General features: G+C 68.7%; 13 protein-coding genes. 2 read left to right on the top strand and 11 right to left on the bottom strand.

What is annotated here, in order from left to right:
* Positions 1-5: 5 nt before the first annotated feature.
* From IC535_RS06705 to IC535_RS06685, 5 genes are all read right to left on the bottom strand, one after another.
* Positions 6-779 (bottom strand): SapC family protein, encoded by a 774-nt coding sequence (locus tag IC535_RS06705; protein WP_228885503.1) that lies wholly within the window; start codon positions 777-779, stop codon positions 6-8.
* A 143-nt stretch (positions 780-922) separates the two neighbouring features.
* Positions 923-1,813, bottom strand: a complete 891-nt coding sequence (locus IC535_RS06700; protein ID WP_228885502.1) for a hypothetical protein — start codon at positions 1,811-1,813, stop codon at positions 923-925.
* 67 nt (positions 1,814-1,880) lie between these two features.
* The gene (locus IC535_RS06695) at positions 1,881-2,678 is read right to left on the bottom strand and encodes a CDP-diacylglycerol diphosphatase (protein WP_228885501.1); all 798 of its coding nucleotides are present in this window, start codon (positions 2,676-2,678) and stop codon (positions 1,881-1,883) included.
* A gap of 13 nt (positions 2,679-2,691) precedes the next feature.
* A complete protein-coding gene (locus IC535_RS06690) occupies positions 2,692-3,318 on the bottom strand; it encodes a decarboxylase (RefSeq protein WP_228885500.1) in 627 nt (208 codons plus the stop codon).
* Positions 3,319-3,436: 118 nt separating this feature from the next.
* Complete coding sequence (locus IC535_RS06685; protein WP_228885499.1) at positions 3,437-3,931, bottom strand: DUF1543 domain-containing protein; 495 nt, start codon at positions 3,929-3,931, stop codon at positions 3,437-3,439.
* 105 nt (positions 3,932-4,036) lie between these two features.
* Between IC535_RS06685 and IC535_RS06680 the strand changes: the two genes are divergently transcribed.
* Positions 4,037-4,354 carry an I78 family peptidase inhibitor gene (locus tag IC535_RS06680; RefSeq protein ID WP_228885498.1) on the top strand — a complete coding sequence of 106 codons (318 nt, stop codon included), beginning with the start codon at positions 4,037-4,039 and terminating at the stop codon, positions 4,352-4,354.
* 855 nt (positions 4,355-5,209) lie between these two features.
* On the opposite strand, the gene lldD is transcribed toward IC535_RS06680, so the two are convergent.
* From lldD to IC535_RS06650, 6 genes are all read right to left on the bottom strand, one after another.
* On the bottom strand, positions 5,210-6,367 hold the full coding sequence (lldD, locus tag IC535_RS06675) for an FMN-dependent L-lactate dehydrogenase LldD (protein WP_228885497.1): 1,158 nt from the start codon (positions 6,365-6,367) through the stop codon (positions 5,210-5,212).
* Between the two features lie 122 nt (positions 6,368-6,489).
* Entirely contained in the window at positions 6,490-6,930 is a 441-nt protein-coding gene (locus tag IC535_RS06670) for a VOC family protein (protein WP_228885496.1), read from the bottom strand.
* Positions 6,927-7,385: an MgtC/SapB family protein gene (locus IC535_RS06665; RefSeq protein WP_306433067.1), complete on the bottom strand. Its 459-nt coding sequence runs from the start codon at positions 7,383-7,385 to the stop codon at positions 6,927-6,929. The genes IC535_RS06670 and IC535_RS06665 overlap by 4 nt, the downstream gene beginning before the upstream one ends.
* 181 nt (positions 7,386-7,566) lie before the next feature.
* Complete coding sequence (locus IC535_RS06660) at positions 7,567-9,462, bottom strand: CocE/NonD family hydrolase (RefSeq protein ID WP_228885494.1); 1,896 nt, start codon at positions 9,460-9,462, stop codon at positions 7,567-7,569.
* Positions 9,463-9,565: 103 nt separating this feature from the next.
* Entirely contained in the window at positions 9,566-9,991 is a 426-nt protein-coding gene (locus IC535_RS06655; RefSeq protein ID WP_228885493.1) for a DUF4440 domain-containing protein, read from the bottom strand.
* Positions 9,988-11,346 carry an MFS transporter gene (locus IC535_RS06650; RefSeq protein WP_228885492.1) on the bottom strand — a complete coding sequence of 453 codons (1,359 nt, stop codon included), beginning with the start codon at positions 11,344-11,346 and terminating at the stop codon, positions 9,988-9,990. The genes IC535_RS06655 and IC535_RS06650 overlap by 4 nt, the downstream gene beginning before the upstream one ends.
* A 107-nt stretch (positions 11,347-11,453) precedes the next feature.
* Here IC535_RS06650 and IC535_RS06645 point away from each other — a divergent pair, with 107 nt between their 5' ends.
* Entirely contained in the window at positions 11,454-12,350 is an 897-nt protein-coding gene (locus tag IC535_RS06645; protein ID WP_228885491.1) for a LysR family transcriptional regulator, read from the top strand.
* Positions 12,351-12,394: the final 44 nt, after the last annotated feature.

Below are 12,394 nucleotides of genomic sequence, written 5' to 3'. Positions count from 1 at the left end.
CGCGATCAGGCCGCCGGCGTGGCCGCGGTCAGTTCGCTCTGGCGCTTGACCAGTGCGCTGAAGCGCGCCAGCGAGCTCAGGTGATGGTGCACCAGCGCCAGGTAGCCATTGCGGTGCCAGGCCAGCACCACCGCATCGGGCAGCTTGGCCAGCTTTTCCACATCCACCACGTGGAAGCCATTGACCGACATCTTCTCGCCGGTGTTCAAGGTCACATCGATGCTGCGTTCCACCAGCAGGTCCTGTTCGACCAGCGCGGCGCTGAACTGCCGGGTCATTTCGTGCTCGCGGGTGAAGTCGGCGCAGAAGCGCATCGCGTTGTCGACCAGCTCGGTGGCCTTGCCGTCGACGAACAGCGGCTCGCCTTCATCGCTGCCGCCCTGATTGAGGTGCTCGGCCTGGGCGTCGATGGCCAGCAGGTAGTTGTCATCGGCCTCGGACTGCATGAACACGAACGGGTAGCGGCGCAGGTAGGCCGGGGCGTAGGTGTCCTCGGCCCACACGCCGTCGCGGACGAACAGGTTGTCGCGGGCCAGGCCCACCGCCACGATCGGCGCGGCATCCTTGCCGGTGAACAGGATCGGGAAGTGCTGGGCGGCCATGCCGAACTCACCGGCCACCGCCGGGATGGCGTTGGTCTGCGCGGCGAAGGCCAGCGAACCGGGCAGCAGGCGCCAGGCGGCATGCTTGTCCGATTGCAGCGGCAGCGGTTCGCGGTAGAACAGCGGGCCGGAGGACGGGGCCTGGTCGGCCGGCGAAGAGGTCGTTTCAGCAGTCATGGATTAGGTCAGGTACGAAGCGCCAGACAGCCCGGGCGCGAAAGCGGGCACTGCATTGATCGGGCACTATAACGTGGCTCCATGGCGAATGTGCGACCGTGGATCACGGACCGCATGCATCTGGCCTGAACTGGCGCTACCGGTTACAGCGTGGGGTAGTGTGCGCAGTCCGGCAACGGGGCATCCGGCTGGTAGCGGGCGCCATCGAAGTGCAGCACACGCAGGAACGAGCAGGCGGCCACGGTCTCGGTGCGCAGGTCCTTGCGCCGCAGCGGTGGTTTGGCCAGCGAATCCTCGCGCCGCGAAACCCCCGCCGGGTAGCGGGTGGCGGTGGTGCGGTAGCGCAGCACCGGCATGCCCTGCCCGGCCGGGTCCAGGGTCAGCTCGGCGGAAAAGCTGTACTCGTCATGGCAGGCACCGGCCCGCTGCGTCCTGTCGGCCTCGCTGAAACACGCGCGGATCATCTCGCTGCCGTTGGCCGGCAGGATCAGGACATCCGCGTCCACCTGGACGCCGTCGTCCTGGTGGTAGATCCGCGCCAGTCGCACCTCCGAAGCGCTGGCGCCGCCGCCGGAGTAGCTGGTGGTGGCCTCGTCGAGCACGCCCACCAATACGTTCTGCAGCTGTGCCTGGACCGCATCGGCCGGCACCCGCGGCGCACCGATCCCCGGCGCCATGCGCACGATGAACGGCCATGGCCGCGCGCTGCCGGATTCATCGAGCGCCGTCAGCGGCACGAAGCGCATGCGCGGCGCGGCTTCGCCCGCCACCCGATGCTCCACCTCCAGCTGGGCGGTGCTGTCCTCGCCGTCGGCGCGGGTGCGCACGCACCACTGGTGGTCGGCAGTGCAGTAGCGCGGCGAGGCGTCGCGGTCGTCCGCATCCGGGGTCTTGGGCGCCGGTTGCTCGATCAGCGCCTCCAGCCGGTTGCCGGCACGGTCGGTGGCCCCGGCGGCGAGGCCGACGTCGGCGCCCAATGCACACAGCGCGGCCAGGATCAGACGGGGGTACATCGGGTCACGCTTCCTTGCCATGGATCGCATCCTGCGCGCCGCATGGCGCCTGTCGAGAGGCGGCATGATAGCCCAGCGATGGCGCTGCTCAGCGCACGCCGTCCAGCGGCCCGCCCGCGCCGGTCACTACGGCGCACGCGTGGTCCTGCAGCTCTTCGCCGCTGGCCTGGTTGCCGCTGGCCGCATCCACCCGCGTGGCCAGCAGCAGGAAACCCGGCGTGCCATCGGGTTGGCGGCTGCCACTGACCACCAGCGACCAGTTGCGCAGATCGGCCGCCCCGGCCAGTTCGGTCGCCAGCAGTTGCACCGGGTTGTCCTGTAGCTGCGCCCCGCGCAGGCGCCGGGCCTGGTAGCGATGGCCACGCAGCGGTTCGGGCAGCGGCTGCCACTGGCTGCCGATCGCCCCGCCCATGCGCTGCAGCTGGGCCAGCACGTCGGCGCGCAGGCAGTCCACGTGGATATGCAGCTGGTGCTGCGAACGCCCCTGCGGCGAGTTCAGGGCCAGGCTGGCCACCTCGCGCGGCAGCGGCCGCCCCAGCGCGCGACCGGTGCGCCAGCGCGCCTCCCAGGCGGCGGCAAAATAGTTCGGCGCATCGGCGCGCAGCAGGGCCGGGCTTTCGATGCCGCTGATACGGTCCAGCGGCAACAGCAGGAACTGGAACCGGCCGTGCGCGTCCTTCAACAGCACATCGCGGCGGCCCGGTTCGGCGGCCACGGCCAGGCAATCCCCGCGCGGGGTGCCCGCGCCGACGCAATCGCGCTGGATCAACCCCCACAGCGCATCGGGGTTGACCGGGCGCTTTGCGGCCGGCGCCTGGGCCGGCGATGTGGCGCAGGCGGCCAGCAGCAACGGCAGGGAACACAGCAGCAGGCGAAGAGCGGGCACGAGGATGCGCGGTTCAGTACGTACTGAACGGCACTTCCACCACCACCGGCGCCGCGCCGGCAGCGGCCGGCTGCAGCGTATAGCGGTCCAGTGCGCCGTTCTCATCGGCCAGCGGCAACGACTGAAACTGCAGCCGGTAGCTGTCGGTGCCCAGCACGACCGCCCCGGCCGCATCGAGGGTGGCATTGGCCGGCAGCAACAGCCCGCCCAGGTCGCTGTAGGCGCCCAGCGCATCGCTGAAGGCGTAGCCGACCAGCGCGCCGTCGCGCTTCATCGCATACACCTGGGGCTGGCCGCGGCGCGCGTTGTAGTCCTCGCTGCCGAGCAGGTCGGCAATCCACACCCCGGGCAGCCGGTAGCGGGTTTCCAGGCTGATCGCATCCAGCCGCTCGCTGTCCACCACCAGGCAGCACACCACACGCCTGCTTTCGCGGTCGAAAATGGCAAACCGCGCGCCCTTGGCCGCGGCCTGCGGCAGCACCGCGAACGGCAGGTCCTGCAGCATCGGTTCGGCACCATTGGCCGAATGCAGCTTGCGCCAGCCGCCGAACACCGGGGCATCGGCCGCGGCGGCCGTGGCCGACAGCAGGCATGAGCCCAGGGCTAGCGCCAGCAACCCGCGGAACCTTGCGTTGTGCATCGTCTATTCGTCCGTCTCAAGAGTGATACCACGCCATCTTTCACATGGCCGCGACACTATGCGCCCGCGCCTGCAGCGGGGCAATCCCGTGCGTGCGCTGCCCGCACGCCTGCAACCGTCAGCCGATCACGATGTAGTCGCTGACCAGGGCGATGCCCTGGTGCGGGGCACGGCGCAGCTGCACGTGGCGGCCGCCGACCTGGTCGATGGCGATGCAGTCATCGACTTCGATCAGCGCGTCGGTATGCGGTGCCGCCCATTGCGCGTCCCACAACTGCCTGGCCTTGAGCCTGGCCTGCTGCGCATCGGCGGCCAGCAGCAGCCGGTAATCGTGCACCTCGCCCAGCGACTGCGGCACATAGCCGCCGAGGTTGACGAAGAACAGGCGCGGCGCATCGGCCGCCGGTGCGGTATCGGCGAACTCGACCTTGCAGTCCTCCACCCCATCCACCGCCAGCCAGCCATCCAGGTGCAGCCCCTTGGCCTGGCCGAACCAGTCACGGCGCAGCTGCGGGTAGGCATCTTCGATGCGCTCGACATTGGCGAAGGCCACGTCATGGACTTCGATGCGGGCGTGCGGGTGGCGCCCGCCCAGCATGAACACGTGCAGCACGGCGGCTCCGGGTCGGCAAGGGCAGCGCATAGTGTAGCCGGGCGCGCACACGGCCCTGCCGGTGGCGATGGTAAGGTCGGTGCCTGATTCCGCAGGAGCGTCCCGATGTCCCTTTCCCGTAATGCACTGTCCCGCCGTCTGTTCCCCGTGCTGGCCATCGCCGGCAGCCTGGCCCTGAGCGCCTGCGTCAGCAGCCCGGGCTCTGCGGTCGCCGGCCGGGGCCTGTGCAAGGCACAGGGTCTGGACTGGGCAGTCGGCCAGCCGGCCGATGAAGCCAACATGCGCAGGCTGGCCGCGCAGAGCGGCGCCGGCCTGGTCAACCCGATCGGCCCGGAAACCATCACCACCCGCGACCTGCGCCAGGACCGGCTGCGGGTGTTCATCGACAAGGGCAATGTGATTACTGCCGTGCGTTGCGAGTAATTGCCTGTGCGGCGCAGCGGCCTATGACAGGGTTGCTATGCCGATACGGTTGGCGCACCCGGGCAGCGCCTTGGTGCATAAACCTGCAGATTCCGGGAGGCCAGCTGCGAACTACGGCCTCAGATCAAAAGCAGTGGCCGATGTCTGCGCTGATTGGGCTGGCGCGGGTGGGTTGGCGGGACACGCCGTGAACCCATCCGTGGGGGCTTGGCGAAAACATCCATGTTTTCGACAGTCCCGCCAACCCACCCACGCCAACCCTCCACACATGGCTGGCACGCACCGGAAAGCGTAGGTCCGAGCCATGCTCGGACAACGTGATGCCGAGACGAAGCATGTCCGACCACGGGTCGGACCTACTGCAACGGGGTTGCCAAGAACTGGAGCAAGGTCAGACTGCGGCTGTTGCGGCTGTTGCTGTTGCTGTTGCTGTTGCTGTTGTTGTTGCTGTTGCTGCTGTTGATCTCCCTCCCCCCCTTGGAGCGAGCCGAGCATCGCAGCGGCGGCAAGGGCGAAGAGGTGCGGGTGTCTGAGCGTAGCGAGTTCCGCACCGTCCCTTGCCGACGCGAGAAGCGCAGGGAACCGGCGGGCGTAGCCCGACGGCGAGCGGACGGGGGCGTGTTCTTTGGTTACTTTCTTGCACGAGCACCAGCGCCGCAGGAGCGGCGCGGAACAGCGTAGCTGGCCCGTAGGGTGGCGCACACGGATGTGCGACATCAGAAAGTGACTCGCGCCCCGTAGGGGCACGAAACGCTGTTGACGTTAAAACCGCGAAGCGGAAAAGCAAAAACATCCGGCCAGCGGCCGGCACTACCAAAGGCAGCAAAGGCAACGGCTGCCGGCCAGCGCCCGGCGCTACGGCACCGCCAGACGCCGACCGGCATCGACCAACGCATCGCCGCTGATGTCGGCGATAGTCCTGGCGCCGGTGAGCGTCATCGCCACCCGCATTTCACTGCCGATCAGATCCAGCAGGTTGGCCACCCCACCCTGCCCCTGCGCGGCCAACGCGTACACGAAAGCACGCCCAAGCAGCACGCTGTCGGCGCCGAGCGCCAGCATCCGCACCACGTCCAGCCCGTTGCGGATGCCCGAGTCGGCCAGGATCTTCAGCTCGCCCTTGACCGCATCGGCGATCGCCGGCAACGCCCGTGCGGTGGACAACGCCCCGTCGAGCTGGCGCCCGCCGTGGTTGGAGACCACGATACCGTCGGCGCCGAAGCGCACCGCATCGCGTGCATCCTCTGCATCGAGGATGCCCTTGATCAGCATCGGCCCGGGCCAGAACTCACGGATCCACTCCAGGTCCTTCCAGCCAATGGACGGATCGAAATTGGCGCCCAGCCACCCGATGTAATCGGCCAACCCGGTCCGGTGGCCGCGGTAGGCCGAAATATTGCCCAGGTCATGCGGGCGCCCGCGCAGGCCCACATCCCACGCCCAGCGCGGATGGGTGGCCGCCTGCAGCATGCGCCGCAGCGCCGCGTGGGGCCCGCTCATGCCCGAATGCGCGTCGCGGTAGCGCGCGCCGGGCGTGGGCATGTCCACGGTGAACACCAGCGTGTTCACCCCTGCCGCCCTGGCACGTTCCAGCGCATTGCGCATGAACCCGCGGTCCTTGAGCACATACAGCTGGAACCACATCGGACGCTCGATGGCTGCCGCCACTTCCTCGATCGGGCATACCGACACGGTGGACAGGGTGAACGGAATGCCGCGGCTGGCCGCTGCCCGCGCCGCCTGCACTTCGCCGCGCCGCGCATACATGCCGGTCAGGCCGACCGGGGCCAACGCCACCGGCATCGCCAGGCGTTCACCGAACAGCTCGGTGTCCAGGCGCAGCTCGGCCACGTCGCGCAACACGCGCTGGCGCAGCGCGATGTCGGCCAGGTCGGCGACATTGCGCTTGAGGGTATGCTCGGCATACGCGCCGCCATCGATGTAGTGGAACAGGAACGGCGGCAGCCGCCGCCGGGCGGCGGCGCGGTAATCGGCGGGGGCGGAAATGATCATGGCTCGACCGTGGGCGGAAGGGAGCGGCCAGGCGGGTGCGCCGGGCCGGTTGCCGCCCATTGGAACATCCTGCGCAGGCCCGGCCTATTCGACGATCGGCCCAGACCCTGCCGCCGGTCGGGTCATTCGGCGCAACCGCAGTCGCTGGCCGGCCCCTTGAGCTCCACGCCGTTGCCGTCGGGATCGTGCAGGTACACCGACAACCCCTCGCCCTCGGCACCGAAATTGCTCTCCGGCTTACCGGTCAACGCCACCCCATGCATCTGCAGGTGCGCGCGCAGGTGCTCCACATCGAACGGCTCCACGCGCAGGCACAGATGCTCCAGGTTGCGGCCCCGCGCACCGGCGGCCGGGCCGCCCGGCGCGCCCAGCGGCCCGGCGATGTCGACCAGGTCGATCATCGATGCCCCGGCCTGCAGGTGCACCATGCCCAGCGACGGCCGCTCGCGCGCCACCGTACAACCCAGCACGTCGCGGTAGAAGCGCAGCGCACGCGGCAGGTCCTGCACGCGCAGCACCACGTGGTCGATGCGCTGGATTTCGAAGGGGCGAGCGTTGTTCATGATGCCTCCAGTTTTCTGGCGATACGACTGAACACCGCCAGCACGACCAGGCACAGGAGGCTGACGCCAACGGCGATCACGTACTCGCCGATGCCCACTGCGATCCCGATCGCGGCGGACATGATCAGGGAGCTGGCAGTGGTCAGGCCACTGACCTGGTCATCGCGCGTACCGCGCAGGATGGTGCCGGCCGCAACGAAGCCGACGCAGGCCACCACCGCTTCGATCAGGCGCACCGGGTCGACCTGCAGCAGATCGCGGTAGCGTTCCTGCTGGAAATGTTCGGCGATGCTGTCGCCCAGCCCGACGATCAACGCCGCCGCGCCGGCGATCAGCATATGCGTGCGCAGGCCGGCTGCATGCTTGCCGATCTCGCGCTCGATGCCGATCACCCCGCCCAGCACCATGGCCGCGGCAATCCGCAGCAGGATCGACAGGTCTTGTTCCATTCCCATCATCATTTGTTTACCTCGCCTTCTTCGCCACAGCCTTGCGTGCCGGCCGTGGCAGCGCCGTGAATGCCGGCGTGAGGCGGGCGTGCACGGCGCGGTGGGGCCCTGTCGTCCCCGCTGGCGTGCATACGACAGCCGAAGCAGCCGGCCAGAGGCCGGCGCCACGCAATGCCGCTGCCGCGGCTCAGTACACCGGCAGGGAAATGAAACTGGCCTGCCGCGGCGCGTGCCAGATCTGCTGGGTGGCCTTGCGGTAATCGCCGGGCTTGGCCAGGTAGATGTTGGGCACGAAGGTCTGCGGGTTGCGGTCGTACAGCGGGAACAGGCTGGACTGCACCTGCACCATCACCCGGTGGCCGGGCTGGAACACATGGTTGGCGGTGGGCAGGCCGAAGCGGTAGTCCAGCACCTGGTTGGCGGCGATCGCCTTGGGGTCGCTGAAGCTCTCGCGGTAGCGGCCGCGGAAAATGGCCATCGATACCGCCAGTTCATAGCCGCCCATTTCCGGGGTGGATGGGGTCTGCTCCGGATACACGTCGATCAGCTTCACCACCCAGTCCGCGTCGCTGCCACTGGTGGCTGCGGCCAGGTTGACCTGCGGGGCACCGCCGATACGCAGTGGTTCGGTCAGCGGTTCGCTGACGAAGGTCAGCACGTCCGGGCGACCATCGACGAAACGCTGGTCCTTGACCAGCCAGCTGGTCCACATGTCGCGGTCGGCAAAGCGCACCGGGCGCGGCACGAACGGCACCGGCTTGGCCGGGTCGGACACATACGCCTCGAAGTTCTCCTCGCCCGGTTGCGGCGCCTGGAACGACAGCTTGCCGCCGGCGCGCAGGTACAGCGGTTTGGTCTGCGCGGCCGTGCGCGGCCACTGCTGCAGGCGGTCCCAGTGGTTTTCGCCGGTGTTGTAGATCAGCACCGGCGGCGTGTCGGCCTTGGCCGCGCCATCGACCAGGTACTGGTCGAAGAACGGCTTGAGCACATCGCGACGGAACTGCAGCGCGGTGTCGCCGTCGAACTTCAGCGCGCCCAGGCTGCTGCCGTCGTAGTTGACCTGGCTGTGCCGCCACGGCCCCATCACCAGGTAATTGAGCGCGTTGCCGGTATCGCGCGGCTCCATCGCCGCATAGCTGTGCACCGCGCCCCACATGTCTTCCTGGTCCCACAGGCCCTGCAGCCACATGGTCGGCACCTTCAACGGGGTCTTGGCCATCTGCGCGTCCAGCGCCTGTTCCTGCCAGAACGCATCGTAGGCCGGGTGCTCGATCAGCTTGTGCCACCACGGCAGCTGGTCCAGCCCGTTGGCACGGGCATAATCGCCGGCCGAGCCGGCGCGCAGGAAGGTGGTGTAGTCGTCATAGCCCACGCTGGGAATGGCCGGCCCCTTGCCACGCTTGGCCAGCTGCCCGGCGAAGTAGCCGAAGTTGACCTGGCGGAACGCGCCGTAGTTGAGCCAGTCATCGCCCATCCAGCCATCGATCATCGGGCTCTGCGGCGCGGCCACCTTCAACGCCGGGTGCGGGTTGGTCAGCGCCATCACCACGGTGAAGCCTTCATACGAAGAGCCCAGCATGCCGACCTTGCCATTGCTTTCGGGCACGTGCTTGACCAGCCAGTCGATGGTGTCCCAGGCATCGGTAGCGTGGTCGACCTTGCTGCCGTTGAGCGGCCCACGCAGCGGCCGGGTCATTACGTAATCGCCTTCGGAACCGTACTTGCCGCGGATATCCTGGAATACCCGGATATAGCCGCCATCGACGAACACTTCATCGCCCTGCGGCAGGATGTCGCGCATGTTCGGCGAGTCGATCCGCTTGGCCCGGTTGGCCGCGTCGTATGGCGTGCGGGTCAGCAGGATCGGGGCGTTCTTCGCGCCCTTGGGCACCACGATCACCGTGTACAGTTTTGTACCGTCGCGCATCGGCACCATCACCACGCGCTTGTCGTAGTTGTCGCTGGCGGTAGGCGTGACAAAGCCCCTGGCGGGGATGTCCGGCGTCATCGGCGCGGTCTGCGCCGCGACGCTGGCGGCAACCATGAGGCTCAACAACACGACAGGCACGACACGGACACGCATGGGCTCTCTCCCGGCAGGTGGCGGCGAACAATCTCCGCAGCCTAGCGCCGCGGCGTCGGCCCGGATAGGTGCCAAACGTTGGTCGACACCACGCTGCGCGCATTCAGCCGCCAACCGACGTTTCCTGCAAAGCCTGCCACTGCAGCCCGCCGCCGGGCGCAGCCACCAGCAGCGCCAGCGCCTCGCGCCGGGTGGTTGCGCCCTGTACCTCAGTCTGGTCTTCGCGATAGCGCACCGCACAGGCGCCGCCGGGCAGCGCGGTGCAGGCCAGGTCATCGACCTCGATGCGCAGGCCGCGGCGGCGGCCATGCATCGCCGCGAAGAAGCCGGCCACGGTGGCCTTGTCCATGCGTACGCCGGCAATGCCGACCATGCTGAAGTCATCGCCGAACCGCGACAACAGCGCGTCCAGCGCGGTGGCCGGCACGCGGGCGTTGAACCAGTCTTCGATCAGCACGTGCAGCACGCGCACTTCTTCATGGGCGGCCTGTTCGAAAGCAGCGGCGGAAGATTCTTTCGTTTCGATCATGGGGAGTTCACTCGTAGGGAAAGGGACGCGGCCGGCAGCCGCCACAGCAGCAGCAACGGCAGCAGGGTCATGCCGCTGGCCAGCAGCAGCGTGAGGGTGAAGGCGCGTTCGGGCAGCGCGGCCGACAGCGCGCCCAGCACGCAGGCCAGCACTGCGGCGGCCAGGCAGAAGCTGAGCTGGCGGTTGAGGTTCCACAGCGCGCTGCCGGGCATCAGGTCCGCGCCGTGCAGGCCCTGGAAGGCCAGCGTCTGTGCGCTGCTGCTGCCCAGGCTGCCGCCCAGCCCCATCAGCGCGAAGGCCAGCACCGGCAACATCGGCTGACCTGCCTGCACGCCCAGCAGCAGCGCGATGCCCCCCGCCTGGCACAGCATGCCGGCACTGAGCAGCAGCCGCGGCCCCCGCGTGGGCAGCCAGTGCCGGGTGGCGGCGATGGCGCAGCCCGAGGCGATTGCCCAGGGCAGCATGAAGCCGCCAATCGCGGCCGGCGGGTAGCCCTGCCGGCTCAGCAGCAGCGTGGCCACCAGCTGGGTGCCGATGAAGGTACCGGGCACCAGCAGGTACACCAGCATGGCCAGGCGCAACGACGGGTGCCGCAGCAGCGACCACTGCAGCACCGGGTGCGGCGTGCGCGCCGCGCTGCGCGCATAGGCGAGCAGGATCAACGCGGCGGCGGCCAGCACCGCGATCCCCTGCATGCGCTGGGCGGCGTCGGCGACCAGGCTCAGGCCGACCAGCAGCAGGCTCAGGCCCAGCGAACCCAGCAGCAGGCCACGCCGATCCAGCGGTGCACTGGCCACGGCAGCACCGCGCGGCACCCACAGCGCCGCCAGCAGCAGCGCCAGCAGTGCCAGCGGCACGCTCACCAGCAGCACCAACCGCCACGAGCCCCAATCCACCAGGATGCCGCCCAAGGTCGGCGACAGCGCCGGCACCAGCAATGCCACCGCCATGATCCGTGCGGTCAGCCGGCCACGCTCGGCCGGCGGGCAGTGCCGGTAGGCCATCGCCTGCCCGACCGGAATCAGCAGGCCGCCGCCCAACCCCTGCAGCAGCCGCCAGCCGATCAACGCCTCGATGCGCGGCGCGCTGCCGGCCAGGATCGCGCCCAGCGCGAATACCGCCAGTGACAGGTACAGCAGCCGGCGCTCGCCCAGCCGCGCGGCCAGCCAGGGCGCCAGCGGAATCACCACGGTCAGGCCCAGCATGTAGGCATTGCCGATCCATGCCAGCTGGGTCACCGAGGCGTGCAGATCGGCGGCCAGGGCCGGATAGGCCACGGTGCCGATGAACATGTTGACCAGGTCCAGCGAGAACCCCAGCAGGTACAGCCATTCCATTTTGCGTCGATAGGTCATGCGCGGCTCCGGGGACGAGGCGGCAGCATGCGCGTTGGCAAGCCCTGGATAAACCGAACATCCCATGCAAAACTGTCAAACCATTTTTGACAGTTAGGCGACATGCCATGGTCAGCCTGGACCGTTTCCAGACCTTCAAGGCAGTGGTCGACGCCGGCAGCCTCACTGCTGCCGCGTCGCTGCTGGGCCAGAGCAAGGCAGTGGTCAGCTTCAACCTGAAACGGCTGGAACAGGAACTGGGCGTGACCCTGCTGGTACGCAATACCCGCAGCCTGGCCCTGACCGAAGCCGGTGAACGCTTCCACCAGCATTGCGTGGCGATGCTGGCCACCGCCGAACAGGCCATCGAGGAGGCGCGCAGCGAACAACGGCAACTGCGCGGCACGCTGCGCCTGACCAGCACGCCCGAATATGCGGCCGCCAGGCTGGTGCCGCTGCTGGAAGGCTTCCGTGCGCTGCACCCGCAGCTGCGCCTGCACCTGTCCACCTCGCCGGCGCATGCCGATCTGATTCCCGAACGTTTCGACCTGGCGATCCGGCTGGGCCGCATGGCCGATTCACGGCTGCGCGCCACCCTGCTCGACGAGCATGCGCTGTGCGCGGTGGCCGCGCCGTCGTTGTTGTCCAGCTTGCCAAATGACGCCGCGCGCGATGACCCGCACTGGGTGCGCACGCTGCCACGGTTGGGCTACCCGCGCCTGGCGGACCTGCCGGTGATCGCCCCCGATGGCAGCGACCAAGTATTTGCCAGCAATCCCGCCGATGCGGTGGCCACCGTCGACAATGCCTCCACGCTGCGCGCGTTCGCACTGGCCGGGGCCGGTGCGGCGGTGTTGCCGCAGTGGTTGATCGATGCCGACCTGGATGCAGGCCGGCTGCTGCCGATCCTGCGCGGGCACCGCTTCCCGCGCCAGGGCGTGTATGCGGTGTTTCCCAACACCGCACATCCTTCGCGCCGGGTGCAGTTGCTGCTGGCGCACCTGCGCCAGCAGTTGCCGGGGTGACGCAACGGCAGCCACGACCAACGGTCGTGGCCTACCGGGTTCCC

It is taken from the genome of Stenotrophomonas rhizophila, assembly GCF_020857975.1.
Lineage (GTDB): Bacteria > Pseudomonadota > Gammaproteobacteria > Xanthomonadales > Xanthomonadaceae > Stenotrophomonas > Stenotrophomonas rhizophila_C.
This window is presented reverse-complemented; position numbering and strand designations above follow the sequence as displayed.

Excerpts from the sequence above, each read along its gene's own strand:
- IC535_RS06705 (WP_228885503.1), bottom strand. The coding sequence starts at position 779 with ATGACTGCTGAAACGACCTCTTCGCCGGCCGACCAGGCCCCGTCCTCC.
- IC535_RS06700 (WP_228885502.1), bottom strand. The coding sequence starts at position 1,813 with ATGGCAAGGAAGCGTGACCCGATGTACCCCCGTCTGATCCTGGCCGCG.
- IC535_RS06690 (WP_228885500.1), bottom strand. The coding sequence starts at position 3,318 with ATGCACAACGCAAGGTTCCGCGGGTTGCTGGCGCTAGCCCTGGGCTCA.
- IC535_RS06680 (WP_228885498.1), top strand. The coding sequence starts at position 4,037 with ATGTCCCTTTCCCGTAATGCACTGTCCCGCCGTCTGTTCCCCGTGCTG.
- lldD (WP_228885497.1), bottom strand. The coding sequence starts at position 6,367 with ATGATCATTTCCGCCCCCGCCGATTACCGCGCCGCCGCCCGGCGGCGG.
- IC535_RS06670 (WP_228885496.1), bottom strand. The coding sequence starts at position 6,930 with ATGAACAACGCTCGCCCCTTCGAAATCCAGCGCATCGACCACGTGGTG.
- IC535_RS06665 (WP_306433067.1), bottom strand. The coding sequence starts at position 7,385 with ATGGGAATGGAACAAGACCTGTCGATCCTGCTGCGGATTGCCGCGGCC.
- IC535_RS06660 (WP_228885494.1), bottom strand. The coding sequence starts at position 9,462 with ATGCGTGTCCGTGTCGTGCCTGTCGTGTTGTTGAGCCTCATGGTTGCC.
- IC535_RS06655 (WP_228885493.1), bottom strand. The coding sequence starts at position 9,991 with ATGATCGAAACGAAAGAATCTTCCGCCGCTGCTTTCGAACAGGCCGCC.
- IC535_RS06650 (WP_228885492.1), bottom strand. The coding sequence starts at position 11,346 with ATGACCTATCGACGCAAAATGGAATGGCTGTACCTGCTGGGGTTCTCG.
- IC535_RS06645 (WP_228885491.1), top strand. The coding sequence starts at position 11,454 with ATGGTCAGCCTGGACCGTTTCCAGACCTTCAAGGCAGTGGTCGACGCC.